Source organism: Dysgonomonas sp. 25 (assembly GCF_010501075.1).
Taxonomy (GTDB): Bacteria; Bacteroidota; Bacteroidia; order Bacteroidales; family Dysgonomonadaceae; genus Dysgonomonas.
Window position 1 is genome coordinate 294,485 of sequence record NZ_QVMN01000003.1, and the last position, 26,656, is coordinate 321,140.

The following is a 26,656-nucleotide window of genomic DNA, read 5'->3' on the forward strand; positions in this document are numbered from 1 at the left end:
ATCACAGCTTTGATTATTATGAAGATAACAAAAAACAAAACAAACTCAAAACTTGCAAACTTAGCATCCATACCTCTACTGATTGCATTTATTCTTTTGGTTGCTATTTCATGTTCGTCTCACTCGGTACGTGATGTACGGGCGACGAAAGGCGGAAAGAAGTCAAAAAAGAGCAAGACTACTTCTACTACAGCGGCCTACGAACCCCGCAAGCTTTCGAAGGAAGAATTGAAAAGGAACATGGATGAGATGCGTCAGCTCTTCATGCTGAGAGAAACGGTCAATGTCGATATGCCCGATATGAGAGGTTTAGGGCTTGATTCGGTAGGGACGCTTGTCGTCGACCCTAACGCTATTATAGCTAATTGGGAGAAAAACCGTACAGCTGCGGCATTGGAAGAAGTACTTCCTATTGATACACTTCCGGCGATAGATACTTTAGCAGATACTTCGTTGGAAGCAGACTTGTTGTCTATGGATACTTCGTTGGAAAGCGATTCTATAGGCAATGATTCGTTGATTGTGGATTCGCTGATCGTGGACGGAGGAGATATGCTGGTGACAGATTCGTTAGACCTTGCTGTAGAGCCATTACAATCGGATACAATTGCTGTAACGGATGATTTGGATTTGTATGCAGACGACAATGAAGATATTTACGCGACTGCTCCCGAAGGCGAAACAACCTACAGCAGCTATGTGGATGAAGGTCCTGTATCTCTGTCGGAGATTGTTGCGAAATCGAAAAACAGATATATCCCTGAACGTAACAGAAAAATTAATACCGGATTCGTAATTTATGTGCCGAAGGCGTTAATATCTCCATCGTGGAGAATGACGATTACGCCTAAGTTTATCATGAATGATTCGGTTCGTACTCTACCTGAAGTTGTGTTGAAGGGCTCTAAATTCCTCGATAATCAAAAATTATCATATCAGGATTACGAAGATTTCCAGAATTCTATTGTCTCAAAAGACGATTATGATAATCAATTCCTCGACTATGACGGCATTAAGTCGGATATGAAAGCTCGTCAGGATATGTATTATGATAAATACTACGAAGCATGGAAGTTGCAGGTAGACTACGAAAAGTGGAAAAACAGATGGTCTGATGACCGTGCTTTCGAAGCAGCACTGAAAGTTGCCGAGAGAAAAGAATTATATCATCAGGCGCAACGCGCGGCGCGTGACGAGAAATTTAAATTGCTTGCTGCCGGACGCGATACGGCCGGAGTATATGCCGAACACATGAAACGCTTTACGAAGAAATCGAAAAAACTTCCTGAAGTATTTGAAAAGCCTGTCTTGACAGTTAATGATGTGCCTAAGAAATATAGAAGATTGTTCATCGAGAACAGAAAGATAGAGCATATCAGGAATGCTGTATTGACAGAAGCGGATTCGATAGAAATATCCAAGCACCACTATCTGGTGGATGAAATTGCGATGAACGAGTTTAAAGACTCTACGCGCGAATATCATCGTCAGTTGATTATCCCGTTCCCTTACGAACAAGGAACACGTGTAGATACAATTGTTGATGGAAGCGAAGATTTCTTGTATTACTATCCTCAGGAAACAATCATTGATGACGGAAAATTTGATTTTCGTTTGGTGACAGAAAGCAAAATCGAGAATTTCGGAATGAATACATTCCATTTCCCACAAAAAGATACAATGGAATATCAGGTTACATCGTTGGTAGACCTTATCAATCCTGACCTTTATATCAAGGAAACGACGATAAACCGTAATATGTATCACCTCGATATCTTGTATCCTAAGTTCGAAAGTGAAAAATGGGATTTCAAGATTGGTTACCAGGATAATAAAAGTGTAGTACAGGCTTTTATGGATGACTACCAGAAATATGTGCTGGATAAAGGTTTCATATTAGATAGTGCTTACGTTGAAGTATCTACTTCGCTCGATGGTTCTTGGAATTTCAATGCTCAATTGACCATAAACAGAGCGAATGCTTTGAGAGACTACCTGATGAAAAAGGAATTCCCTCAATTGAATGAAGGTTTGTTTGATGCCGTACCTCGCGGTGAAGACTGGAATACCTTTGTAAGGTTGCTTCAACAAAGAGATGATATGCCAAACAAAGAAGCTATCATCGAAATGATAGAAAATATGGTAGACCCGGATGAAACGGAACGTTCTATCAGACGCACATATAAGCGCGACTATAAAATAATGCAGGATTCGATTTATCCTAAATTGAAAAAAGCTGTGCTTGCGGTGTTCTTCCACCGTCCGAATATGGATACAGAGACAGCTATACAGCGCGACGAAATACCGGGCTATCAGGAAGCGCTGCAGATGATGAGAGAACGCAGGTATAATGATGCTGTTAAATCGGGTGCATTGACCATACATCCTGATTATAATACGGCTCTTCTCCTCACATGTATGGGAGACTTTGAACAAGCATATTCGCTATTGAACTTCCTTGCCCCTGATGCCGATATCTATTATCTGATGGCTATTGTGGCATATCATCTTGGCAAAGAAGAAGAAGCGGTGGAACATTTGAAATCTGCAATCGACATAGATCCGGATAAGGCCAAACGAGTGCCGATGGATCCTGAGATGGTATTGCTGGTAGAGAAATATAACCTCTGAAAATAAAGTAAAACAAAACAATATAGAGTTGTACAATATATTTAGAATTAAGTATTTATGTAATATTGTAAAAAATAGAAATTGTTCAAGGGCATATAGGGCGACTTTGGAAAATTTCATATAAATTTGCACTTATTATATTACTTACTATTTATCAATGACAAAGTAGAAGTATGAAAAAAAATCATTTGAATACAAAATCAACCCTTACTACACTATTTTACATCCCTACCGTAGTAGCTGCACTATTGCTATTGACTTATTCTTGTTCGTCCAGTAAGGTCGATCCTGCGACGGATTTTTCTCATAAATCGCAATTTCAATATAAGTCTAAGAAGCCTGTTTCGATGAATCTTTTCATGCAGGCCAAAAGGGCGAATCTTCAGACGACGACCAATAACGACTTTGCCGATATGTACGGTATATATCGTGATTCGACAAAAGCAATCCGAGTGGTGTTGCCCGAAGACGATTACTTGTTGAGATATGTCGATTTCTCGGAATTTGACAAGAAACCGGAGGAAATAGCTGCCGATACGTTGAAGAAGCAGGTAGATATGAAACTTAGTCAGGTAGAAAATCTGGCTGAAGTTGTTGCTACTGCTAAAGCCCAATACGCAGCCGAAAGAAACGGTAATGTTAAGTTAGATTTTGTAGTAACAGTACCGAAAGAGTTACTCTCTAAAAAATGGAGAGTATTACTCAGCCCGTCATTGATCGTTGCAGACTCTGTACAGGCTATGCCTGAAATGATGATAAGAGGAGAGGAATTCTATAACAAGCAGGTTACTGACGAAGAGAATTACCAGAAATTCCTGAACTCATTGGTAGAAGAGAAAGACTATGATCAAGTAATGGTTGATCGCAAGCAAATCAGAAAAAGCCTGAAGAATCTTCAGAATTTCTATTGGAAAAACTACAATGCGGACTGGAACAGACAAGTCGATTACGAAAAATGGAAATTCGAGCGTGGAGACGTAAATGCATTCCTTTCGGCTAAAGAAATAGCTTATAATGAAAAGAAATATCACGAAAATGCCCGTAAAGCATTAGACCGTGTAGCAAGAGACTATGTAGACGGAAAAGATACTGTCGGTCTTTTTGCCAGATATATGGCTGAATTCGAGGCGAAAACGAATAAGCGAAAAAATATCAACAAATCAGCCGAGCAAGTAAGCGAGAAAGAAGTTCCGAAGAAATTCCGCGATTTGCATCAGTCGGGAAGGACTGTTAATGATGTGAAGAATATCGCAGTTACCATAGAAGACTCGCTGCGTATTGCCAGCCATAGCTTCTTCTACGATGATATTGCCCTGAATGAAATGGCTATTCTCCGTAAAGAAATCATTCGCAAGGAGATTGTTAAATATCCGATGGATGAATATACAGGATTGGAACTCGATACAGTATTGTTAAATACAGATGGCGACTTCGAATACCGCTATTCAAAAACATATCCGGTGACTGATGATGTGCAGAAACTGCAAATTGCTATGTCCGGAAAGATCGACGCAGTCGACTTGAGTGGATATACAATGGCTGACAGTGATACACTGAAATATTATGTATCTACCCTTTCGCAGCTGATAGATTCTACATTGGCGGGAAGAGAGATTCAAATATTCCGTAACGTATTCGACGAAGTATCCGTACGTCCAAAATATCGTGCCGGAAAAGCTAATTTCGATATTGACTTCGAAGACAACCGCGCACAGGTTGAAATTATCAAAGAGGCTTATAACCGTAACCGTTATGAAAGAGGTTTGATAATCGACAGCGTTGTGTTGAGAGCTTCTTCATCATTGGAAGGAACTTACGATATGAACCTCGACCTCTCGCGCAAGAGAAGTATCGGGATGAAAGAATTCCTCACAACTTACATGCCATCCGAAGTTGATGTAGAGAATACCTTCAAGGCTCTTTATATCGGAGAAGATTGGACAAGTGCGATAAAAGAGGTGGAAAATAATCCGAACATTCAAAATAAAGAAGCTATTGTTGAAATGTTGAGCAATGCCGTTTTCTTGGATGAAGTAGAGCAACAGATGAAAATCAAATATCCTGCCGATTACCGGATTATCTACCGTGATATATATCCTACTCTGCGCAAGATTGATATTATATTTAATATGAGCCGCCCATATATGGGAGTAGCGGATTCTACTTATATCAAAGTCAATCCAGACTATATGGCTGGTATCACCCACCTCAAGAACAGAGACTACAGAAATGCCCTCCGTTCTTTGTTGGAGCACCAGGATTACAATACAGCGCTTTGCTATGCTTGTATGGGACAAAATGCAAGAGCTTATAACTTGCTGAAAAAGCTTCCAGTGACAGCTAACAGCGAATACCTGTTTGCGATAGTAGCTTACAACGTAGACCGTAAAGAGGAAGCTGTGCAACACTTGTTGAATGCATGTAATTCCGATCCGAATAAAGCATATCGTATCCCGCTCGATAATGAGATAACCCAATTAGTCGAAGAATATGATCTGACAGGGCAGATACACGATATCCTGAAAGCGAAAGAAGAAAGAGATGCTGAAGAAGCACGCCTGAAAGCAGAAGAAGCTGCAGGTAAAAAAGCTCAAACAGTCAGAGAAAGAGATGAACCATACGATCCGGAAGAAGAAGATATGAGGATTGGTGTTAGCATCGATGACGATGAAGTAATACTTGAATAAGCAAGAAACGATATATCATAAGAATTACCTCCGGAACTATTCGGGGGTAATTCTGTCTTAAAGAAGAAGATAACAGATGAAAGAAAAAGAGATGATTTTCGGTATACGGGCTGTGATAGAAGCTGTCGAAGCCGGGAAAGAGATAGATAAAATAATCGTCAGGAAAGACCTGCAAGGAGAGTTGGCAAAAGAACTGTTTGCTATCCTCAATTCTAATAACATTCCCGTTCAACGGGTTCCTGTCGAACGTCTCGATCGTTATACCCGCAAAAATCATCAGGGCGTTATCGCCTTTCTTTCCGCTATTACCTACGAGCGGATCGAGGATATTGTACCTTTCCTCTACGAGAATGGGAAAATACCCTTTATCATCTTACTGGATGGCATAACCGATGTTCGCAATTTCGGTGCCATTGCCCGTACGTGTGAGGTCGCAGGAGCGGATGCTATCGTTATCCCTGCGCGTGGCAGTGTGAGTGTGAATGCCGATGCCGTAAAAACATCCGCAGGCGCTTTGCTCAAAATCCCTGTCTGTAAGGAACAAAGCCTTACAGCGACAATAAAATACCTCAAGGATTGCGGGATAAAAGTCGTGGCAGCCACCGAAAAGGCTGAAAAGACATACACCGAAGGTACCTACACCGAACCTGTTGCCATTGTGATGGGTGCGGAGGATATGGGCGTTTCTATCGAGAATATCCGCATTGCCGACGAGTTGGTGCGTATCCCTCAATTCGGGACAATCGCTTCCCTGAATGTGTCGGTTGCCGCAGGTGTTTTGATGTATGAGGTTGTTCGCCAACGTAATTTGTAGTCGTATGAATGTTTTGCGTATCTTGATTCTTCCTCTGCTATTGTTGCCGATGCTTTTATCCGCACAGGAAAAGGATATGGCAAAAGATTCGACGATTTATACTACAGTGGAGCAAATGCCGCAATTCCCCGGAGGAGAAGCCGAGATGAACAAATATATAAGAGATAATCTCCGCTTTTCAAACGACTCAACATGCTCTTCATTCATAAGGGTTACAGCCCGTTTTGTAGTAGAAAAGGATGGCTCTATAAAAGATATTAAGATATTACGCGGCGTATGCCCATCACACGATAGGGCCGTTGTCGATCTGGTAAAAGGAATGCCGTACTGGATTCCCGGAAAGCAGAACGGGAGAGAAGCTCGCGTTTATTATACATTGCCAATACGTATTTGTTTCAGATAATATAAATCACTTATGAAAAAAGTAATCGCATCAAAAGAAGCTCCGGCCGCAATAGGACCGTACAGCCAGGCAATAGAAGTTAACGGAATGCTTTTCATTTCGGGACAATTACCTATCGACGCATCGACTGGCGAATTCCCTGCCGGAGGCATCAAAGAGCAAACAGCACAATCGTTTGCCAATATCAAAGCTATCCTGAAAGAAGCGGGTATGACCACCGATAATATCGTCAAAACAACTGTATTGTTGGCTGATATAGCTGATTTTGCAGGGATGAACGAGGTATATGCTACCCAGTTCGGGACAACGTTTCCGGCTCGTTCGGCTTTTGCCGTAAAAGACCTGCCTAAAGGCGCATTGGTAGAAATAGAAGTAATAGCAGCCAAATAATCATTGCAGGAAATGTGAAATAATGCCGGATAGATAAAATAATCATCCGGCATCTTCGTTTTTGTGTATGATGAGAAGAGCAAAACGCCTATGACTACCGACGAAAAATACATGTACAGATGCCTCCAATTAGCCCGGAAGGGATTGGGGCATGTATCACCTAACCCTATGGTGGGGGCTGTGATAGTGCATGAGGGTAGGATAATAGGGGAAGGTTATCATCGTTGTTACGGAGAATCGCACGCCGAAGTGAATGCTATCGCCTCCGTGAAGGATAAAAGCAAGCTGAAAGAGTCTACCATATATGTTTCGCTCGAACCGTGCTCCCATTATGGAAAAACGCCTCCTTGTGCCGAACTGATTGTTCGCCATGAGATTCCGCGGGTGGTGGTGGCCTGCTTAGATCCTTATCCTTCGGTAGCCGGTAGAGGTATTGCTATCCTACGGGATGCCGGAATCACGGTTGAAGTTGGCGTTCTCGAGAATGAAGCGTTGGAGCTGAACAAAGAATTTATTACTCTTCAGACGAAACAGCGTCCCTATATCTACTTGAAATGGGCACAAAGCAAAGATGGCTTTATCGCCCGGAGAGATGCCGATGGAAAAAGCATGCCTGTTATCCTTTCCAACCCTTTTACCCAGCTATTGGTGCATAAGATGCGGTCGGAAATCGATGCTATTATGATCGGTACAAATACTGCCGTATCGGATAATCCGCAGCTATCCACCCGCTTGTGGAGCGGAAAAAATCCTGTGCGGGTAGTATTGGATAGAACCGGACGCATCCCGCAGGATTATAAATTGCTGGATAATACGATAGAAACTATTGTTTTTACCGAAGCTATGGCAGAGGAAAAAAAGCAAGGCAAAATATCTTTCGTCCCTGTCAGGTTTGATGAGCAGCTTTTGAACGAGATATTTAAAATACTGGCAGAAAGAAATATTGCCTCCGTTATGGTGGAGGGAGGTAGCCACTTGCTTCAGTCGCTGATAGACAGTGATTTGTGGGATGAGGTATACGTAGAAGTGGCTGATGCCGAACTCGGTAGCGGGCTGAAAGCTCCCGAGGTAAAAGGACGAAGGGCTAAAATCCATTCCTGGTATCGCTCAAACCAGTACCATCTAAAGCCATTACAACAAACATAAAATATTATAAATATTGGAATTATTGGTTAACAAGCCGAAATTCTTCCTATTTTTGCAAATTAAATATTGAACAAATAAATAAGTAAATGAATTTGAAACATATCGCATACACTGTTATCACAATACTTATTTCAGTATTAGCCTATTCATGTAATGATAGCGAAACAGATACAACATATTCGTATTCGAACAATAGTATGATATATTCCTTTTCGCTGAAAGGAACTCCCTATACCGGGCACGATACTGCTGCGTATGCTGTTTTGGAAAAGACGGTGTTTGCAATCGACCAGCGCAATAACCTGATATACAACCCGGACTCGTTGCCGTATAAAACGCGCCTTACTAAATTTATGCCTACCATCTCTTTCGAGAGTGGTTCTACGGCAAAGGTAGAGGTGATAGAGCCCGATTCGACATGGACATGGTCGAGCAGCGATTCTATCAATTTCGCCAATAATATCGATTTGCTTGTCACGCCTCCAAGTGGCGAAATGCCTCGCCGTTACGGAATAAAGCTGAATATTCATCAGATAGATCCCGATACGATTGCCTGGAAACAGGTACTTCCGTCGCTGGCTAATCCTGCGGGAAGTAAAATAAAAGCGCTTGTAAACGACGACGATCTATTCGTTTATATCAAGACCGCTTCGGCTATTACAGTCTATACATCCAACAAAAACACTATCAGCTGGACTTCGACTGCTGCTGTCGGATTGCCTCCGGCTACTACGAAACTGGAATCGTTGATATTATTTAATAATACGCTCTATATCCTCGATGATGCAGGGCTGGCCTATTCTTCTCCTGTAACAGACGGTGTCAATTGGACGTCGACAGGAAATGCAACACCTATCTACAGCATTCTGGGTATATTGCCTGAACCGACGGCAGCGACAGATTCGCTACTTGTCCTTTATGCTAACGGGGCGAATTACAGTTTTGCTAAGTCGATAGATATGGCAGCACTCAATCCTGTTGCGAAGATAAAAGGATTTGCTGCAAACGTTGCTCCGCAGAACTTCCCGTCTACAGGCTTTTCTACCTCTACCAATTATGCAAGGGATGATGCTTCGCAGAATCTGCTCCTTGTTTCGGGAGGGAAGACTTTTGCCGGCGAGCTTTCGGCTACGACATGGATTATCAACAAAGGACAAAATAATATCCTCGAAGTAAACGAGACGACCAATACATCGGTAAGCCCGTTTGATATAGCAGCCGATTTCAAAACGACCTTGTACGATAATTCCGTTTATGGATTTACCAACGATTCGATATATATCAGCAAATGGGGTGCCAATTGGTCTAAAGCTCCTGAAAAACAATTGTTCAATGTCAATATGAAAACATCGGAAAACCAGTCGATATTTGTCGATAAGAACAATTATATATGGGTAGTCGGAGGAGCTAACGGGGCTAATTATGATATCTGGAAAGGGCAATTGAACAGATTGAGGAAATAAATTTGAGTATCGATTATACTTTATATATAAAAAACAGCGTTTAAAGGAGAAACAAGAAATATCAGATAATGAAAAAAAGTACATCTGTCGTTATACTTTTGCTCCTTATCCTCTCACTCCTTTCTTCTGCAAAGTTAAGTGCTCAGGATTATAAATACGAAATAGGAGGAATGGCCGGAACATCGTTCTATATGGGCGATGCCAACAAAGGCCAACTCTACAAAGATGCCAGTCTGGCTGGCGGGATTATATTCCGGTATAATCAGGACTTTCGCTGGAGTGTGAGAGGTAACCTGGCTGTCGGACATATTACAGGCGATACTAATAAATCGGGCGATGCTTTCCCCAATAATTCGCAGGTACGTTTTAGCCGTAACTTTTATGAATTGGGAGGGCAGGTCGAGTTTAATTTTTTTAATTTCAGTAATAAATACAATTATCTCGATACTAAGCCGCTTACGCCTTACGTTTTTGTCGGAATCGGCTGTACGTATGCATCGGGAGAAAAAACTTTTACCGGCGTAAATGTGCCTATAGGGATAGGGCTGAAATATAAACTCAGGGACAGGGTAAATATCGGTTTCGAGTTTTCGCTCCGTAAATTATTTGGTGACGACTTCGATGTCACATCCAAAAACGGATTCAACCTGAACGATCCTTATCAGACAAACGATAGCTGGATAAAGAATAAAGACTGGTATTCGCTTACGATGTTCAGTGTCACATGGGACTTTGGAGCACGATGTAAGCCTTGCTTGAACTATTAATTAAAAAAACATATACGATAAGAAATGTCTTATTTCGATCAAATAGATAAAAACAGGATACCTGAGCATATTGCCATCATTATGGATGGAAATGGGCGTTGGGCGAAACGGCAGGGGCTGGATCGCACCGAGGGGCATAAAGAGGGTTTGGCAGCTGTGAAAAGAACAATAGAAGCAGCTTCTAAACTGAATGCTTCGTATGTTACGCTTTATACCTTCTCGCTCGAAAACTGGAAGCGTCCGAAAGAGGAAGTCGATGCCCTGATGATGCTTATGATAAAAGCTGTGGCGGACGAAACAGCTAATATGATCGAGAATAATGTTCAGCTGAAAGCTATCGGAAACCTCGATATGCTGCCTCCTAAAACGAGGGCTGCCCTCGACAAATGTATCGAAGATACCTCTGTCAGTACGGGACCTTCTATTATCTTGGCGCTTAGCTATTCCTCAAAATGGGAACTGGCGAATGCGGCGAAAGAAATAGCCGTTGAACTGAAAAATGGAAAAATAAAAGAAGAAGATATTAACGAGGACTTAATGGCCGCACATCTGACGACAAAGGCTTTCCCTGATCCGGACTTGTTAATCCGCACGGGAGGCGAATTGCGCATCAGCAACTTTCTCTTATGGCAGTTGGCTTATGCCGAATTTTACTTTACAGACGAGCTTTGGCCTGAATTTAACGGTGAATCGCTTTATAAGGCGATAGTCGATTATCAGAATCGCGAACGCCGTTATGGAAAGACAAGCGAACAAATATCTACCGAAAGAAAACAAGAAATTAACTAATTAGCATGTTGAAAAAAAGGTTATTTATACTCTCTGTTATCCTGTGTTCTGCTATTATGAGCCTTGTGGCGCAAGTGACAGAAAATACCACAGCACCAGAAGTTGTTGCTACATCTATAGCTATCAATACCGATACTGTCCCCTACGAAGTGCCTACCGTATCGTATAATTATCCTAAAAAATATACGATCGAGGATATTAAAGTTTCCGGGGTAAAGAATCCGATGTACGAGGATTATGTGCTTATCGGGGTATCGGAACTATCGGTGGGCGATGTGATAGAAATACCGGGTAATGAGATAACGAATGCCGTAAAGAAATACTGGAAAATAGGACTTTTCTCGGATGTCAGCATCGAGATAGCACGGGAAGACGGAAATAAAGCCTGGTTGGAAATAAAGCTGAAAGAACGTCCCCGCATCTCGGATATCCAAATCACAGGAGTGAAGAAAAGCGAACGCCAGGACATCGAAATGCAAAACAGTTTGGTGAAGAACCTGCAAATTACACCGAGCCAGATAGATAAAACACGCAACAGAATTAAGAAATACTTCAACGAAAAAGGCTTTAATAACGCCGAAGTTAAAGTTGTTACAGAAGATGACCTTTCGAAAGAGAATTATGTAATCCTCAAAATCGACGTCATCAAGAAGAACAGGACACATGTCAACAATATAACCATCGTGGGGAATGAAGAGGTAAAAGCTTCTACACTCGAAAAAGCGATGAAGAAGACGCGCCACAAACATAATCTGGGCGCTAAGATCCGTAACTTCCTGCGTTCGACTAAATATACACCGGAAGGATACGAAGAAGATAAAATGAACCTGATAGAGAAATATAACGAACTGGGCTATCGTGACGCAATGATTCTGGCCGATACGGTTTTCTCTGCGGCAACCGAAGGGAAGCCGGATAAGGTAAATGTTGAGCTAAGGGTGGAAGAAGGCCCTAAATACTATATCCGCGACATCAAATGGGTGGGTAATACCAAATATAATACAGCCCAATTGCAGCAGGTGCTGATGATGAAACCGGGGGATATATATAATCAAAAGAAACTGATGGAACGTCTCGTGGTAGATGATGATGCCGTATCATCATATTTCTACCAGAATAACGGTTATCTTTTTGCCAAAATCGATCCGATAGAAGCCAATATCGTAAACGATTCCATCGACTTGGAAATGCGTGTCAGCGAAGGGCCTCAGGCTACAATTCGTAAAGTATCTATTTCGGGTAACGACCGTTTGTACGAAGATGTTATCCGCCGCGAATTGCGTATTCGCCCGGGAGCGCTTTATAGCAAGGAGAATATTGTCCGTTCACTTCGTGAGATCGCACAGATGGGACACTTCGATCCGGAGCAGTTGAGCAACCCGCAAATCAATCCGGACATTGAGTCGGGGACAGTAGATATTGGCCTGCCATTGGTGTCGAAAGCCAATGACCAGATTGAGTTTTCTGCCGGATGGGGAAATACAGGTTTGATTGGTAAGTTGAGTCTTAAATTCTCAAACTTCTCTATCAAGAATCTCTTATATCCAAGTACCTATAAAGGGATAATCCCTCAGGGAGACGGTCAGACATTGACGCTGAGCGCGCAAACGAATGCCCGTTACTACCAGTCCTATTCAATATCTTTCTTCGATCCTTGGTTTGGAGGAAAAAGACCTAATTCACTTTCGGTAGGACTTTACTATTCGAAACAAACAGACATCAATAGTAACTATCTCTCTAATGCCTATGGCGGATATGGTTACAACTACGGATACAATTATGGTTATGGCAGCAATTACGGAGACTATTCTATCGCACTCGACCCTAACAAGTCGATACAGATGTTCGGAGCATCTATCGGGTACGGAAAACGTCTGACCTGGCCGGATGACTATTTCACTTTCCAGGCCGAATTGTCTTACCAGATGTATAAGATGAGAGACTGGGCTTACTTTGTCGTGCGCAACGGTACAAGTAGTGATTTGAGCATGAACCTGACACTCAGACGTTCGTCGATTGACAACCCGATGTTTACACGCCGTGGTTCCGACTTCTCGCTGAGTTTGCAGTTTACGCCACCGTTCTCGGCATGGGACGGAAAAGACTATAAGTCGATGCAACGTGACAAACAAGGTTACGAATCAGGCAAAAAATATCGTTGGGTAGAATACCATAAATGGAAATTCAAAGCCCGTACATTTACGCCATTACTCCAGATAACCAAAACACCGGTATTGATGACGCGCGTGGAATATGGTATCCTCGGCTATTACAATAAGCACAAGAGATCACCGTTCGGAACATTCTATGTCGGAGGAGATGGTATGTCAGGATATTCGAGTACGTACGCTACCGAAACAATTGGTCTCCGCGGTTACGAAAACGGTTCGTTGGCCAGCGAAGCCAGTGCCTACACCCGTTTATCTATGGAATTGCGCTATCCTATAATCCTCGAACCGTCGTCTACTATTTATGCGTTGGGCTTTGTTGAAGCCGGTAATGCATGGTCTGACCTGGGCGATATCAATCCATTCGAATTGAAACGTTCTGCCGGAGTCGGTGTTCGTATCATCTTGCCGATGATTGGTCTGATGGGTATCGACTGGGCTTACGGGTTCGATAAAGTTAACGGTAGCCGAAGCGATAGTGGAAGCCAGATTCACTTTATTCTGGGACAAGAATTCTAAAAACCGGAACCGGTTATTAACATAATTTACCAAAAACGGAGTAAACTAATTTGATAAACCGTCGTCTTACTATAAAGAAACATAAAATAAATTGCTTATGAAAAGGTTAATTGTAGCCATGATCCTATTTGCAGGTATTGCTTGCGGATCATATGCGCAGAAATATGCGCTCGTCGATATGGAATACATTTTGGATAATGTAAGTAGTTACGAAACGGCTAACGAACAATTGGATGTCATATCTAAGAAATGGCAGAGCGAAGTGGATAAGGTGCAGCAGGAAGCCCAGAATATGTATAAATCTTATCAGTCGGACTTAGCATTTTTGTCTCCCGACCAAAAGACAAAAAGAGAAACCGAAATAGTAGAGAAAGAGAAAGAGTTACAGGAACTGAAACGCAAGTATTTCGGGCCGGAAGGTGAATTGTTCAAGAAAAGAGAGGCACTCATTAAGCCTATACAAGACGAGATATACGAAGCCATTAAAGAAATATCCGAAGCTAAAGGTTATTCTGTCGTAGTAGACAGAGCTTCAGCAACAAGTATTATATTTGCTTCGCCCAAGATAGATATAAGCAATGAAGTCCTTGCTAAGCTTGGATATACAAAATAATGTACTATATTTGTCGAAGAAATTGAAATAACTGACATATAAATTAAACTTATAATTATGTTGAAAAAACTACTATTAGTATTGCTGATATTCGCTCCGGTAGCAATGTTTGCGCAAGATAAAATTGCATATCTGAATGCTCAGGAAATATTTGCTCAAATGCCTGAGATGCTTGAAGCAAGAAATAAACTGGCTGAAAAAGAAAAGGAAATTCAGACACGTGCACAGGCTATCGAGAATGAGTATATGCAAAAGGTGGAAGAGTTTAGTAAAACGCCAACTGATGAACTTAAAGATCAGGCTATTATTCTTGATCGTCAAAAGCAATTAGACCAATTGCAGGAAAGATATCAAAGCTATGTGCAAACAAGTCAGGCTGCTTACGAAAAAGAAAGAGAAGCCATTGTAACTCCGATTCAAGAAAAATTGGTGAAAGCTATTCAGGCAGTTGGGGAAGAAAACGGATATACTTATATCCTCGACCGTGCTGCAATGCTCTACGTTGGACCGAATGCAGTAGATGCAAGTGCCAAAGTGAAAGCTAAATTAGGTATCAACTAAGAAAACCTATTCTAAGATATATTAAAAGGAAACCAAAACGGTTTCCTTTTTTCTGTTTCGCCCCCATCATATAGAAAAAAGCTATATCTTTGCCTATCGAAAAATACGACTAAAAAGAGTTATAAACAACGACAATGAAAACCGACATCGAAATAGCCAGAAGCGTAGCCCTGAAAGACATTACAGACATAGCTGCGCAAATAAACATCGCGAGTGAAGACTTGTACCGTTATGGTAATCACATAGCCAAAGTACCTCAAGGAAAGATAAATGAAACCAAGATAAAAGAAAGCAACCTTATCTTGGTTACCGCTATTACTCCCACAAAAGCCGGAGTGGGTAAAACGACCATGTCGATAGGCTTGGCGCTCGGGCTGAATAAGATTGGGAAGAAAGCTATTGTCGCTCTGCGCGAACCTTCGCTCGGACCATGTTTCGGGATGAAAGGCGGAGCTGCCGGAGGCGGTTATGCACAAGTCTTGCCGATGGAAGATATCAATCTCCATTTCACGGGAGACTTTCATGCTATTACCTCTGCGCACAATATGATAACCGCTTTGCTCGATAATTATCAATATCAGAACAGGTCGACCGACAAAGTATTGAAAGAGGTTGTTTGGAAACGTGTGCTCGATGTCAACGACCGCAGCCTGCGCTACATTGTAACCGGATTGAACGGTACAGTAAACGGCATCCCGTCGGAATCGGGTTTCGAGATTACTCCCGCATCCGAGATTATGGCTATACTTTGTCTGGCGAAAGACATAGATGACCTGAAAAAACGAATAGAGAAGATTATATTAGGATATACCATTGCCGGAGAGCCTTTTACCGTTAAGGATTTAGGCGTAGCCGGTGCTATTACTGTATTATTGAAAGATGCGATCAATCCGAACTTAGTGCAGACAACTGAGTATACGCCGGCATTTGTTCATGGAGGGCCTTTCGCTAACATTGCACATGGATGTAACTCTATAATAGCCACTAAGATGGCGATGTCTTATGCCGATTATGTCGTGACCGAAGCCGGATTCGGCGCAGACTTAGGAGCGGAAAAATTCTTCAATATCAAATGCCGGAAGGCGGGTATCGCTCCTAAGGTAACCGTGATTGTGGTCACTACGCAAGCGCTTAAAATGCATGGTGGCGTGCCGGTAGAGGATATTAAGAAAGAGAACATAGAAGGCCTGAAAAAAGGCTTCGAGAACTTGGATAAGCATATCGAGAATATGAAATCGTTCGGACAAAATGTAGTTGTCGTTCTCAACCACTTTGCAAACGATTCGGCGGAAGAAGTGAAACTGATTCGGCAGCATTGCGAGGTCAGCAACGTTCGTTTTGCAACAAATGAAGCCTTTGTCAAGGGTGGAGAAGGAGCTGTCGACTTTGCCCGTGTGGTCGTGGAAGCCATCGAGCAATCGCCTTCCGAACCTTTAAGATATACCTATGCCGATCAGGATACGATTAAGCAGAAGATAGAGAAAGTGGCTAAACAGATATACGGAGCAGCATCAGTCAAGCTGTCTGATAAGGCTAAGAAGAAACTAAGCCAAATTGCTAAGCTCGGACTGAACCACTATCCTGTATGTATTGCCAAGACGCAGTACTCGTTTTCCGACGATGCCTCTTCGTATGGGGTAGCTAAGGATTTTGACTTCACGGTGAATGATATTGTCATCAATAACGGTGCGGAATTTATCGTGGCAATAGCCGGAAGCATTATGCGTATGCCGGGCTTACCTAAAGCCCCTCAGGCAAACTATATCGACATAGTAGACGGGCTGATCGAAGGTTTGAGCTAATCATTGCATTTGGGAAGATGAAAACGATTGTATCTCTTATTACTATCCTTGTCTTTTTAGCCGCTTTGCCGCTAAGGGCCTCGGATATTGAGGTAGTAGGGGAGACAAAGCAGGTTTTCGCAGAGTATATAAAGAGCGTATCGCCTCAACGGGACAAGCCGGTCAATGAATTGCTTATTAAGACGGCAAAGTTTTTTGTTGGCAAGCCTTATATCGCTTCGGCTTTGGATAAGAGTCCCGAGGAGAAATTGGTTGTCGACCTGACAGGTTTCGATTGTACCACATTCGTCGAGAATTGTATAGCCCTGTCGCTTGCGCTTAAATCAGATGCTCCAGATGATGACTTATTCGACGTATATTGTTCCTACCTTCGGAAAATCCGCTACAGAAACGGAGTCATAGATGGTTATCCTTCGCGCCTGCACTACATGACGGACTGGGCTTATGATAATGAGGCGAAAGGGCTATTGGAGAATATAACCCCAACTCTGGGAGGTGCGACTGTCGATAAGACGATTGATTTCATGTCTACCCATCCCCAATCTTATAAACATCTATCCGCTGATAGAGCCAATCTGGAAAAAATCGCCGAAATAGAAAAAAATATTAAAACCCGGAATAATTATACAATAATTCTAAAAAAGGACCTTCCCGATGTTAATAGTGCAATAAATAGCGGGGATATTCTTATATTTGCTACTGCAATTGAAGGACTGGATTATTCGCATGTGGGAATTGCATATAAAAAAGCCAATACCGTGCATTTCATACATGCGTCGACCAAATCTATGAAGGTGAAAATAGAAGAGCAGCCGTTACAGAATTATTGCCTGAAATCTAAACACTGCACAGGAGTTACTGTGCTTCGCCTTCAGCAAATGTGATACTGTTATTATGACCTATTTGAAGACATTTAGAAGTATGGGCAACTGGTCCCAATTGTTCTTCTTATGCTTTTTTGCATTCGGAGGATTCATATTGGGTATTTTCCTGAGCCTTATTCTCGGAGCAGTTATGCAAGAGGATATTACTAATCCTGCCTCTTACAGCCTGTCTTTCATGCGGATATCGCAAATCGTTTCGCTTGTTTGCTGGCTTCTTGTATCGGCCTTCTTGTTTTTGGCCCTTTTCAAAGAAGCTCCCCGATCTTATCTCAAGACGGACACGAAGGTCTCCTGGCTGTATATCCCCTTGGTAATCCTGTTGGTAGTAGCTGTCCAGCCTCTTGTCGAGTTGTCCGGCTATTTGAACGAACAGATATCTTTTCCTCAACCATTAGAGAATTACTTTCAGCACCAAAAAGAAATAAGTGAAGCATTCCTCAATCGCTTTGTCGCTGATACATCCATAATAGGCATCATCCTCAATATTTTCGTCATTGCTGTGACGGCGGCAGTCGTCGAAGAAATCTTTTTTCGGGGCTGCATGCAACAAATCTTCGTTAAGATTGTTAAGAATAAACACGTGGGGGTATGGATTACGGCGATTATTTTTAGTGCCATCCATATGGAATTTTATGCCTTTATCCCTCGTGTGTTATTAGGAGCGATGCTCGGATATATATACCTCTGGTCGGGAAGTTTGTGGATGCCTATGCTGGCGCATTTCCTAAACAACCTCGGAGCACTCATCATGTATGGTACGCCCGAATATGAGGAGTTGATATCTTATAACCCAGAGTCGAATGTTATATACATTGTTGCGAGCATTGTCCTGACTGTTGTTATAGGGTATCTTTTTGTAAGGCTGAACAAGCGGAAGATACCAGAAAATAAAGACTGATACAGAGATATGAGTAACGAAGAAAGAAGAGAAGGATACGGATATATGATTAACTGGATTATTCGAGCATTCGATTTAATCCTGCTTAATGCATTATTCCTGTCGTTTGTCTATTTTCTGTTCCGCGAGAACTATATCTTGTACCCCTCGGCACAGAATCAGATAATCCTTGTTTTGGTTATCAACTTCTCCTATTTCATTACCTCTTCGCTTGTCCAGACAAACATCTCGGAGAATGTTGTCTATTTCGACAAGGTTGTACAGAATTCGACTCACTTTATTGTTGTCTATATTATTCTGCTCACATTGGGCATCGTTCTTTGCCGTGTATTCCATCTGACCTTGTCCATCTGGATAATGGGAAGCATATTGAATGGAACCATTTTCGTCTTGTGGCGCATTCTGCTCCGTTTGGCATTGAAGAAATACAGGGCGAGAGGCAAAAACTTCAAAGTCGTGGTGATAGTGGGAGGAACTCCTGCCGGCGCCAGTGTCTACGAACAATTGACGGGCAGCGACTACGGCTATAAAATTCTGGGCTACTTCGATGACGACCCGATGACGCAGAATGTCTTCCCTACCAAATATCTGGGGAGGACTTCCGACTTCGAAAGAGTTGTGCAATCCGAGCACATAGATGAGATATATTGCTGTTTGGTCGGAGACCGCGAAAAGCAGGTAAATGCGCTCATTACCTATGCCGAGAAGCATATGATCCGCTTCTTTCTTGTACCCGAATATTTCAAATATATTCGCCGTAGGATGACGATGCGTTTCCTGAACAATATCCCGTTGATGTCTTTGAGGAACGAACCCCTCCAGTATTCGGCAAACCGGATTTGGAAAAGGAGTTTTGATATTGTTTTCTCACTGATCATTCTGTTGACCATATTTCCGCTGATGTATATCATCTGTGGATCATTGATAAAATTATCCTCAAAAGGTCCTGTATTTTTCAAGCAGAAGCGAACAGGCATACAGGGGCATGAATTCTATTGCTACAAATTCCGCTCGATGCGGCCGAATAATGATGCTAATTTAAAGAGCGCTACTAAAGACGATCCCCGCCTCACATGGATAGGGAAGTTTATGCGTGCAACCAGTATCGACGAGTTCCCTCAGTTTATCAATGTCCTGAAAGGGGATATGTCTATTGTCGGGCCGCGCCCGCATATGTTGAAGCATACCGAGCTTTATTCCGAGCTTATCGGTAAGTTCATGGTTCGCCACCTCGTCAAACCGGGCATTACAGGCTGGGCACAGGTGAGCGGTTGCCGTGGCGAGATAAAATCGGTGGAAGATATGGAAAAACGTGTACAAAGAGACGTTTGGTATATCGAAAACTGGTCTATGTTTCTGGATATTAAAATTATCTTCCTCACAGCTGTCAATATTTTCAAGGGCGAAGAAAATGCGTATTAAATTATTTTTGTTTTTTTTCGCATAAATATTTTTTTTACGCTTCCATCGTTCATCCAACCGCTTCTTTATACATAGATAAAAAACTTTTTACTTCTTTACTATCTCTGCCCTATTATTTGACTGTGCTGCTTTTTTTTCTAAATTTGCTTCTGACAACTATATAGAAGAACATGGTATGAAAAAATATATATGCTCTGCAATAATCCTGTTTCTCTTATGTTTGACGCACGCCAATGCGCAAACACTGAACGAGGCGAAAGAACTATACCTTGCCGGCGAATACGAGAAAGCTTTACCTGTATTCAAAACCGAATATGAGAAGAAACCTACGGATGCTTCGCTCAACCAATGGTATGGCGTTTGCCTTTACGAAACGGGCGGAGACATAAACAAAGCCGAGGAATACCTGCTTGTTGCCTCCAAGAAGAAGATCCGCGATTCTTTCTTCTATCTGGGGAGGATATATACATGGCAATACCGGATAGAGGAAGCCGAACAGATGTTTGCCACTTACCGTTCTATGCTCAAGAAGAAAGGCGATGAAGCTGCTTCTGAAAAGCTCGAGGAGAAAGAGAAAGACCTTGCCCGTATACGCCGGATGGTGAATAACACCGAGGATATACAAATAATAGATAGCGTTGTCGTACCCAAAGAGGAGTTCCTCGATGCCTATCTCTTAACTCCTTCGTCGGGAAGTCTGGACTATTTCAATAAAGTCTTCCAAGCCAATATCAAAGTCGAATCCGTAGTCTACTCCAACGAGAAAGGGACTAAGATATACTTTGCGCAACCCGATACGAGCAAGCACTACCGCCTCTATTCGATGGAGAAGCTGCTGGATAACTACGGCAACGAGAAAATCCTCTCGAGAACCAACTTCGGGCTCGATGGCGGCAATACCAACTATCCGTTTATCCTCACAGACGGCATAACCATCTACTTCTCTGCTGAAGATAAGGAATCGCTGGGAGGCTACGATTTGTTCGTCTCGCGCTACAACATGAACAACGATACCTATCTTACACCCGAACGGCTGAATATGCCATTCAACTCACCCTACAACGACTATCTGATGGTGATAGACGAGGAAAAGGGAATAGGCTGGTTTGCTTCTGACCGCTTTCAGGAGGAGGGCGATGTATGTGTCTATACGTTCATCCCCAATCCTACAACCAAGATGGTCGATAGCGAAGATTCCCGCTACCTTGCTTCCCGTGCTATGATATCCTCCATCAAAGACACTTGGGGGGAAGGGAAAAGCTACTCGGACGAACTGGCTTTAGCCCGCAAAGTGCCGGAAGTCAAACAGCGTGTGAAACGCGATTTCGAGTTTGTTATCAATGACAACCACACCTATTATACCCTTTCGGACTTTAGCAACGATGCCACCCGCGATATGTATTTCTCTGTGATACAGAAGCACTCGGAAATGAACGAGTTGGCGAAAACAGTCGATAATCAGCGCATGGAGTACCATGCAGCCAATGCCGACGATAAGCGGGTATTGTTCAACTCCATCTTTATCAACGAACGCCGGTTGGAGCAACTTCAACAGGAGATTGCCGCTCTCGAATTACAAACACGTAATGAGGAAATTAAAGCGCTGAAAGAAGCGAAGTTCTAAAGGTGTATCAAAAATCGGAATCCTTCTTTTTCAGTTCGTCCCGCAGGATGGATGCCAATTCGTAATCTTCCCCTTTCACCGCTTCGTCGAGCATCGTCTGGAGTTCGTCTTTTTTGAGTAAGGAATAATCGACATTCAAATTCAGGTCGCCGTTAACTTCCTGTTCCTCTTCGTTCTCCATTTTCTCCTGCGATACCGTTTTCTCGTCGAATACGATTCCCAGTGTTTGCATAATGCTCTCGGTCGTGTAAATAGGCGCATTGGCACGCAGGGCGATGCTTACGGCGTCGGACGTGCGCGATTCTATATCCACCAGTGCTTCCCCTTGCCGGAGCAGGATGCGCGAATAAAAGATGCCATCATCATACCGGTAGATGTCTATTTCGACCACTTCGATGTTGAATTGCCTGAATATGTTGTGCATCAGGTCGTGGGTCAAAGGGCGCGGCGGAGGTGTCTTTTGCAGCTGGAAAGCGATCGATTGTGCTTCGGGAGTACCGACAACAACCATTAAACGACGCAATCCATTCTCTTCAGCCAGCACTAACCCGTACGAGCCCGTTTTGTTCTGGTTGAAAGAAAAACCTAATACCGATAACCTTACTCTACTCTCCATCTAATCTGATAAATTTATACTTCAAAAGTAATGAATATAATCCGCTCCTGTATCTTTAATTTCCTTAAAAAGTCTTTCGCCTCTTATTTACCCCTCTCGCAAAAATGGGCAATCGTGTCATCTTTTTGTATTAGATTTGTCATTCCTGTCAAGTGTGTTTGTTGCTGATAATAAGTGATTTAATATCGAAAAGCTTTGCGATACATTTTTTCATGAAATGTATTTTTTGCTTTTTCAACTACGAAGAACTTCTTTACATAACTGATATAGCTGTCAAATTCTGTCAAAAACTTATTTTGCTGATAATCAGTCGAAATTTAGTTAAAACTTGACACTCTTGACATATTTGACGCGATACAGTGTTTTTTTACCCCCTCCAACCTCCCCCACAAGGGGAGATTATTATATAGATAAAGTTGTTTTATCTTATACCCCCCCTCTTGTGGAGGGGGCAGGGGGAGGTCGTCTTTACACGTCTACTCTCTTTGTATAGATAAATATATGAGAAAATGATAGCCGTATATTTCATTATCTTTGTACCTGTATTTTGAAACAAGATTGATGATGAAATATAAGCACATCGTATTCGATATAGACGGCACAATGCTCGATACCGAGCATGTATTGCTGGATGTCTTGCAACAAGTGATTTTCGAATTGCAGGGTAGGAGGGTAGAGCAATCCGAACTGCTCTTTACGTCGGGCATACCGGGAGATGTAGCGCTGCGAAAGCTGGGTTTCGAGGACGTTGCAGCTGTAAATGACTTATGGAACGAGCGTTTCAAACAACATTTCCATGCCGTGCGTCTTTTCGACGGTATAGAGGCAGTCCTGCAAAAACTCCAAGAAGCAAGCGTGACGTTAGGCATTATCACCTCTAAAACGCATGCCGAATACGAGCACGATTTCCTGCCGTTCAGCTTAGCAAAATATTTCACGACCGTCATCTGCGTGAGCGATGTCGACCATCCCAAACCTTCGCCCGATTCCATGTTGAAATATATGGAACTGACAGGCGCAAATCCCCGCGAAATCCTCTATATCGGCGACACCCAATACGATATGCAATGCGCCAAAGGTGCAGGTGCTGATTTTGCCCTTGCCCTATGGGATGCCGCTTCGCGGTACGAAGGAGCGGACTATTACTTGTCGCAGCCGGAGGAGATAGTTGCCCTGTTAGGATAAGGGATTTAGCCAGTGAAGAAAACGGCGGATTACCCTATTTTAGAGGGAGCAACGCGTCATATGTCAAAAAAAAGTGCTTACTTTGCAACACTTGAACTCATTAAGGTATAAAACAATAGAAAAACTGTTATGTCAGAGGATATTTTCAAGAAAATTATTTCGCATTGTAAAGAATATGGATTTGTATTTCCTTCGAGTGAAATCTACGATGGATTAGGTGCCGTATACGATTACGGACAAATGGGTGTGGAGTTGAAAAACAACATCAAGCGTTATTGGTGGGATAGTATGGTGCTGCTCAACGAGAACGTGGTAGGTATCGACTCGGCCATCTTTATGCACCCTACCATCTGGAAAGCCTCGGGACACGTCGATGCATTCAACGATCCTTTGATTGACAACAAAGACAGCAAAAAACGCTATCGCGCCGATGTGCTCATCGAAGACCATCTGGCAAAGATAGACGATAAGATAAACAAAGAAGTCGAAAAAGCGGCTAAGCGTTTTGGCGACAGCTTCGACGAAGCGATGTTTCGCCAGACCAATCCGCGTGTGATGGAGCAACAAGCGAAGCGCGACGAGATACATGCCCGCTTTGCAAAAGCATTGAATGATGGTAATCTCGAAGAACTGCGCAACGTTATTGTTGACTGCGAAATCGTAGATCCGATAAGCGGTACGCGCAACTGGACAGACGTTCGCCAGTTCAACCTGATGTTTGCCACCGAAATGGGATCGACTGCCGACGGCGCGATGAAAGTTTACCTTCGTCCCGAAACGGCTCAAGGTATCTTCGTTAACTTCCTCAACGTGCAAAAGACAGGGCGTATGAAAATACCGTTCGGTATCGCCCAGATAGGAAAAGCTTTCCGCAACGAGATTGTAGCCCGTCAGTTTATTTTCCGTATGCGCGAATTTGAACAAATGGAAATGCAGTTTTTCGTTCGTCCGGGCGAGGAACTCGAATGGTTTGCCAAATGGAAAGATGTGCGTATGAAGTGGCACAAAGCCCTCGGGTTCGGCGAGAAGAAATACCGCTTCCACGACCACGACAAGTTGGCGCACTATGCCAATGCGGCAACCGACATCGAATTTGAAATGCCGTTTGGTTTCAAGGAAGTGGAAGGAATCCATTCGCGTACAGACTTCGATTTAAGCAGCCACGAAAAATTCTCGGGAAAGAAAGTACAGTATTTCGATCCCGAACTCAATAAATCATATACTCCTTACGTTATAGAAACGTCGATAGGGGTCGACCGCATGTTTTTGTCTACTATGGCGGCTTCGTATTGCGAAGAAGCGCTTGAGGGCGGCGAAACACGCGTGGTATTGAAACTGCCTGCAGCCTTAGCTCCAATCAAACTGGCTGTCTTGCCATTGGTTAAGAAAGACGGTTTGCCGGAGAAAGCAAGAGAAATTATCGACACATTGAAATTCGATTTCAAATGCCAATACGACGAAAAAGACAGCATCGGGAAACGCTACCGTCGTCAGGATGCCATCGGTACGCCATATTGCGTGACAGTAGATCACCAGTCGCTGGAAGACAATACCGTAACAATCCGCTATCGCGATACAATGGAGCAGGAACGTGTAGCGATAGACCGATTGCCTGAAATTATCTCGGATAAGGTAAATATGAAGAACTTACTCAAAACATTAGTATAATTATCAGAAGAATGAATAAACGGTTTTATATATTAATTGCACTTGTTGCAGTATTGTCGATTGCCTTCTATTCGTGCGGAGGCAGTAGCAATTCGAATCCGTATGAAGTAGATGATGATTGGAAAGCTTATCAGAATAATATCTACAGAGAGATAGCCAACGATCCGTCCTATACAGATTTGTTGTGTATGACACAAAACGGCTATGTCTACTATAAACCTCTCACCGGAAACGAATTTCCGCCGGTCGTAGCGCCAACATCACTCGGCATTACGCCTAAGATAACACAGAATGGCTATCCCTATTTCAATGACAGTGTTCGGGTGAGATATTTAGGTTGGTATCATTACCAAGATACCGAAGGAAATGACAAAATTCATTACTTCGACGGAACAGAGAATGACGAAGTAAATAATCCTCCGTTGTACCAGTTTAATAATCAGGCTGACCCCAAAGATAAAGCCCCGGGAAGAGGATTTAGAATTAGTAATAATTTAACTTCCGGTTTTGCTTCTATGCTTCAAAATATGAAAGCAGGAGACAAGGTGCAGGTGTGTATTCCTTATAATCTGGCATATGGAGAATATGGGGAAACGAATTCAGGAACGATTAAAGGACATACTACTTTGTTTTTCAATATCTATCTTGTGCGAATAATACCTGTCAATCTGGGTGAATTTCCGGGAGCAGACACAGGGGAAGGAAATCATTAATTACTGATTATAGATGGCAACAGCTTATCATAATTTATCGTCTTATGATCCCGCTAAAGTTCCTGATGGGAGCGAAATGAAGATTGGTATCGTCGTTTCGGAATGGAACGATAAGATAACCAATGCCCTCCTCGACGGAGCATATAAGACACTTGTAAAGCATGGCGTAAAAGAAGAAAATATTGTTGTGGACTTTGTACCGGGTAGCTTTGAATTAATCTTCGGAGCGAAGCATTTGGTCGAGAATAAAGGATTAGATGCCGTCATCGCATTCGGATGCGTTGTGCGTGGCGATACGCCGCATTTCGATTACGTATGCAGCGGAGTCACCCAAGGCATTGCCGATATGAATATCCGTTACGACGTTCCATTCATATTCGGGCTGCTGACAACAGATACGATGCAGCAGGCAGAAGACCGCGCAGGCGGTAAACATGGCAACAAAGGCGACGAATGTGCAATAGCAGCAATAAAAATGATAGATTTTTATCGCAGAAATTTGTCAGAATGAAAAATTGTATTACTTTTGCATTCGCCTAAGGCAATAGGGCAGTTACCAAAGTGGCCAACTGGGGCTGACTGTAACTCAGCTGTCTTTCGACTTCGGAGGTTCGAATCCTTCACTGCCCACCAAAATTGCGGAAGTAGCTCAGTTGATAGAGCATCAGCCTTCCAAGCTGAGGGTCGCGGGTTTGAGCCCCGTCTTCCGCTCTAAGAAAAAGACGATTACTGAACAAGTAGTCGTCTTTTTTGTTGCTGAATTTACTGGTTTTAATGATGTGAGTTAAACCATGAATGTGGTGTTATTCAAGTCAAAAACTCTCGCAAATGGCGAACGTCCTTTGATGATTCGTATCTGCAAAGACAGTAAAAAGTAATGCAAGATCGCGGGT

General features: G+C 42.7%; 23 protein-coding genes and 2 tRNA genes. 24 read left to right on the plus strand and 1 reads right to left on the minus strand.

Annotated features, from left to right (window positions below):
- Positions 1 to 18: 18 nt before the first annotated feature.
- From D0T66_RS06935 to D0T66_RS07015, 17 genes are all read left to right on the plus strand, one after another.
- Positions 19 to 2,631, plus strand: a complete 2,613-nt coding sequence (locus tag D0T66_RS06935) for a tetratricopeptide repeat protein (RefSeq protein WP_163356526.1) — start codon at positions 19 to 21, stop codon at positions 2,629 to 2,631.
- 173 nt (positions 2,632 to 2,804) lie between these two features.
- Positions 2,805 to 5,318: a CDC27 family protein gene (locus D0T66_RS06940; RefSeq protein WP_163356527.1), complete on the plus strand. Its 2,514-nt coding sequence runs from the start codon at positions 2,805 to 2,807 to the stop codon at positions 5,316 to 5,318.
- Positions 5,319 to 5,394: 76 nt separating this feature from the next.
- Positions 5,395 to 6,132, plus strand: coding sequence for a 23S rRNA (guanosine(2251)-2'-O)-methyltransferase RlmB (gene rlmB / locus D0T66_RS06945; protein WP_163356528.1), 738 nt, complete (start codon positions 5,395 to 5,397; stop codon positions 6,130 to 6,132).
- 4 nt (positions 6,133 to 6,136) lie between these two features.
- Positions 6,137 to 6,535, plus strand: a complete 399-nt coding sequence (locus tag D0T66_RS06950; RefSeq protein WP_163356529.1) for an energy transducer TonB — start codon at positions 6,137 to 6,139, stop codon at positions 6,533 to 6,535.
- Positions 6,536 to 6,547: 12 nt separating this feature from the next.
- Positions 6,548 to 6,925 (plus strand): RidA family protein, encoded by a 378-nt coding sequence (locus D0T66_RS06955; protein ID WP_163356530.1) that lies wholly within the window; start codon positions 6,548 to 6,550, stop codon positions 6,923 to 6,925.
- Positions 6,926 to 7,015: 90 nt separating this feature from the next.
- Positions 7,016 to 8,071, plus strand: coding sequence for a bifunctional diaminohydroxyphosphoribosylaminopyrimidine deaminase/5-amino-6-(5-phosphoribosylamino)uracil reductase RibD (ribD, locus tag D0T66_RS06960; RefSeq protein WP_163356531.1), 1,056 nt, complete (start codon positions 7,016 to 7,018; stop codon positions 8,069 to 8,071).
- A gap of 86 nt (positions 8,072 to 8,157) precedes the next feature.
- Complete coding sequence (locus D0T66_RS06965) at positions 8,158 to 9,534, plus strand: DUF6242 domain-containing protein (RefSeq protein ID WP_163356532.1); 1,377 nt, start codon at positions 8,158 to 8,160, stop codon at positions 9,532 to 9,534.
- Between the two features lie 68 nt (positions 9,535 to 9,602).
- Positions 9,603 to 10,301: a DUF6089 family protein gene (locus D0T66_RS06970; RefSeq protein ID WP_163356533.1), complete on the plus strand. Its 699-nt coding sequence runs from the start codon at positions 9,603 to 9,605 to the stop codon at positions 10,299 to 10,301.
- 24 nt (positions 10,302 to 10,325) lie between these two features.
- Positions 10,326 to 11,090, plus strand: a complete 765-nt coding sequence (locus tag D0T66_RS06975) for an isoprenyl transferase (RefSeq protein WP_163356534.1) — start codon at positions 10,326 to 10,328, stop codon at positions 11,088 to 11,090.
- Between the two features lie 56 nt (positions 11,091 to 11,146).
- The gene (locus tag D0T66_RS06980) at positions 11,147 to 13,777 is read left to right on the plus strand and encodes an outer membrane protein assembly factor (protein WP_370520771.1); all 2,631 of its coding nucleotides are present in this window, start codon (positions 11,147 to 11,149) and stop codon (positions 13,775 to 13,777) included.
- A 97-nt stretch (positions 13,778 to 13,874) separates the two neighbouring features.
- A complete protein-coding gene (locus tag D0T66_RS06985) occupies positions 13,875 to 14,390 on the plus strand; it encodes an OmpH family outer membrane protein (RefSeq protein WP_163356536.1) in 516 nt (171 codons plus the stop codon).
- Positions 14,391 to 14,447: 57 nt separating this feature from the next.
- A complete protein-coding gene (locus D0T66_RS06990; protein ID WP_163356537.1) occupies positions 14,448 to 14,951 on the plus strand; it encodes an OmpH family outer membrane protein in 504 nt (167 codons plus the stop codon).
- A gap of 134 nt (positions 14,952 to 15,085) precedes the next feature.
- Positions 15,086 to 16,753 (plus strand): formate--tetrahydrofolate ligase, encoded by a 1,668-nt coding sequence (locus D0T66_RS06995; protein WP_163356538.1) that lies wholly within the window; start codon positions 15,086 to 15,088, stop codon positions 16,751 to 16,753.
- A 17-nt stretch (positions 16,754 to 16,770) separates the two neighbouring features.
- Positions 16,771 to 17,637, plus strand: coding sequence for an N-acetylmuramoyl-L-alanine amidase-like domain-containing protein (locus D0T66_RS07000; RefSeq protein WP_163356539.1), 867 nt, complete (start codon positions 16,771 to 16,773; stop codon positions 17,635 to 17,637).
- Positions 17,638 to 17,674: 37 nt separating this feature from the next.
- Positions 17,675 to 18,535, plus strand: a complete 861-nt coding sequence (locus D0T66_RS07005; protein WP_221412184.1) for a CPBP family intramembrane glutamic endopeptidase — start codon at positions 17,675 to 17,677, stop codon at positions 18,533 to 18,535.
- Positions 18,536 to 18,544: 9 nt separating this feature from the next.
- Positions 18,545 to 19,957 carry an undecaprenyl-phosphate glucose phosphotransferase gene (locus D0T66_RS07010; RefSeq protein ID WP_163356541.1) on the plus strand — a complete coding sequence of 471 codons (1,413 nt, stop codon included), beginning with the start codon at positions 18,545 to 18,547 and terminating at the stop codon, positions 19,955 to 19,957.
- A gap of 175 nt (positions 19,958 to 20,132) precedes the next feature.
- Positions 20,133 to 21,581 carry a M48 family metallopeptidase gene (locus tag D0T66_RS07015; protein WP_163356542.1) on the plus strand — a complete coding sequence of 483 codons (1,449 nt, stop codon included), beginning with the start codon at positions 20,133 to 20,135 and terminating at the stop codon, positions 21,579 to 21,581.
- 7 nt (positions 21,582 to 21,588) lie between these two features.
- Here D0T66_RS07015 and D0T66_RS07020 read toward each other — a convergent pair whose 3' ends face one another.
- Positions 21,589 to 22,197, minus strand: coding sequence for a bifunctional nuclease family protein (locus D0T66_RS07020; protein WP_163356543.1), 609 nt, complete (start codon positions 22,195 to 22,197; stop codon positions 21,589 to 21,591).
- A gap of 561 nt (positions 22,198 to 22,758) precedes the next feature.
- On the opposite strand from D0T66_RS07020, the gene D0T66_RS07025 reads away from it, so the two are divergent.
- From D0T66_RS07025 to D0T66_RS16440, 7 genes are all read left to right on the plus strand, one after another.
- Positions 22,759 to 23,382 carry an HAD family hydrolase gene (locus tag D0T66_RS07025; RefSeq protein WP_221412185.1) on the plus strand — a complete coding sequence of 208 codons (624 nt, stop codon included), beginning with the start codon at positions 22,759 to 22,761 and terminating at the stop codon, positions 23,380 to 23,382.
- Positions 23,383 to 23,511: 129 nt separating this feature from the next.
- Positions 23,512 to 25,050 (plus strand): glycine--tRNA ligase, encoded by a 1,539-nt coding sequence (locus D0T66_RS07030; protein WP_163356544.1) that lies wholly within the window; start codon positions 23,512 to 23,514, stop codon positions 25,048 to 25,050.
- A gap of 11 nt (positions 25,051 to 25,061) precedes the next feature.
- Positions 25,062 to 25,763, plus strand: a complete 702-nt coding sequence (locus D0T66_RS07035; RefSeq protein ID WP_163356545.1) for an FKBP-type peptidyl-prolyl cis-trans isomerase — start codon at positions 25,062 to 25,064, stop codon at positions 25,761 to 25,763.
- 13 nt (positions 25,764 to 25,776) lie between these two features.
- Complete coding sequence (ribH, locus tag D0T66_RS07040) at positions 25,777 to 26,274, plus strand: 6,7-dimethyl-8-ribityllumazine synthase (protein WP_163356546.1); 498 nt, start codon at positions 25,777 to 25,779, stop codon at positions 26,272 to 26,274.
- Between the two features lie 36 nt (positions 26,275 to 26,310).
- Positions 26,311 to 26,396 (plus strand) — tRNA-Tyr (locus D0T66_RS07045).
- 5 nt (positions 26,397 to 26,401) lie between these two features.
- Positions 26,402 to 26,474, plus strand: a tRNA-Gly gene (locus D0T66_RS07050).
- Between the two features lie 80 nt (positions 26,475 to 26,554).
- Entirely contained in the window at positions 26,555 to 26,641 is an 87-nt protein-coding gene (locus D0T66_RS16440; protein ID WP_163356674.1) for an Arm DNA-binding domain-containing protein, read from the plus strand.
- The last annotated feature ends 15 nt before the right edge of the window (positions 26,642 to 26,656 follow it).

Bases quoted from the DNA above. Each gene is read 5' to 3' on its own strand.
- D0T66_RS06975 (WP_163356534.1), top strand. From the start codon at position 10,326: ATGTCTTATTTCGATCAAATAGATAAAAACAGGATACCTGAGCATATT.
- D0T66_RS16440 (WP_163356674.1), top strand. From the start codon at position 26,555: ATGAATGTGGTGTTATTCAAGTCAAAAACTCTCGCAAATGGCGAACGT.
- D0T66_RS06955 (WP_163356530.1), top strand. From the start codon at position 6,548: ATGAAAAAAGTAATCGCATCAAAAGAAGCTCCGGCCGCAATAGGACCG.
- D0T66_RS06980 (WP_370520771.1), top strand. From the start codon at position 11,147: ATGAGCCTTGTGGCGCAAGTGACAGAAAATACCACAGCACCAGAAGTT.
- D0T66_RS06990 (WP_163356537.1), top strand. From the start codon at position 14,448: ATGTTGAAAAAACTACTATTAGTATTGCTGATATTCGCTCCGGTAGCA.
- D0T66_RS07020 (WP_163356543.1), bottom strand. From the start codon at position 22,197: ATGGAGAGTAGAGTAAGGTTATCGGTATTAGGTTTTTCTTTCAACCAG.
- D0T66_RS07030 (WP_163356544.1), top strand. From the start codon at position 23,512: ATGTCAGAGGATATTTTCAAGAAAATTATTTCGCATTGTAAAGAATAT.
- D0T66_RS06965 (WP_163356532.1), top strand. From the start codon at position 8,158: ATGAATTTGAAACATATCGCATACACTGTTATCACAATACTTATTTCA.
- ribD (WP_163356531.1), top strand. From the start codon at position 7,016: ATGACTACCGACGAAAAATACATGTACAGATGCCTCCAATTAGCCCGG.
- D0T66_RS07005 (WP_221412184.1), top strand. From the start codon at position 17,675: ATGGGCAACTGGTCCCAATTGTTCTTCTTATGCTTTTTTGCATTCGGA.
- D0T66_RS07035 (WP_163356545.1), top strand. From the start codon at position 25,062: ATGAATAAACGGTTTTATATATTAATTGCACTTGTTGCAGTATTGTCG.
- D0T66_RS06970 (WP_163356533.1), top strand. From the start codon at position 9,603: ATGAAAAAAAGTACATCTGTCGTTATACTTTTGCTCCTTATCCTCTCA.
- D0T66_RS07025 (WP_221412185.1), top strand. From the start codon at position 22,759: ATGATGAAATATAAGCACATCGTATTCGATATAGACGGCACAATGCTC.
- rlmB (WP_163356528.1), top strand. From the start codon at position 5,395: ATGAAAGAAAAAGAGATGATTTTCGGTATACGGGCTGTGATAGAAGCT.
- D0T66_RS06995 (WP_163356538.1), top strand. From the start codon at position 15,086: ATGAAAACCGACATCGAAATAGCCAGAAGCGTAGCCCTGAAAGACATT.
- D0T66_RS06985 (WP_163356536.1), top strand. From the start codon at position 13,875: ATGAAAAGGTTAATTGTAGCCATGATCCTATTTGCAGGTATTGCTTGC.
- ribH (WP_163356546.1), top strand. From the start codon at position 25,777: ATGGCAACAGCTTATCATAATTTATCGTCTTATGATCCCGCTAAAGTT.
- D0T66_RS07000 (WP_163356539.1), top strand. From the start codon at position 16,771: ATGAAAACGATTGTATCTCTTATTACTATCCTTGTCTTTTTAGCCGCT.
- D0T66_RS07010 (WP_163356541.1), top strand. From the start codon at position 18,545: ATGAGTAACGAAGAAAGAAGAGAAGGATACGGATATATGATTAACTGG.
- D0T66_RS06935 (WP_163356526.1), top strand. From the start codon at position 19: ATGAAGATAACAAAAAACAAAACAAACTCAAAACTTGCAAACTTAGCA.
- D0T66_RS06950 (WP_163356529.1), top strand. From the start codon at position 6,137: ATGAATGTTTTGCGTATCTTGATTCTTCCTCTGCTATTGTTGCCGATG.
- D0T66_RS06940 (WP_163356527.1), top strand. From the start codon at position 2,805: ATGAAAAAAAATCATTTGAATACAAAATCAACCCTTACTACACTATTT.
- D0T66_RS07015 (WP_163356542.1), top strand. From the start codon at position 20,133: ATGAAAAAATATATATGCTCTGCAATAATCCTGTTTCTCTTATGTTTG.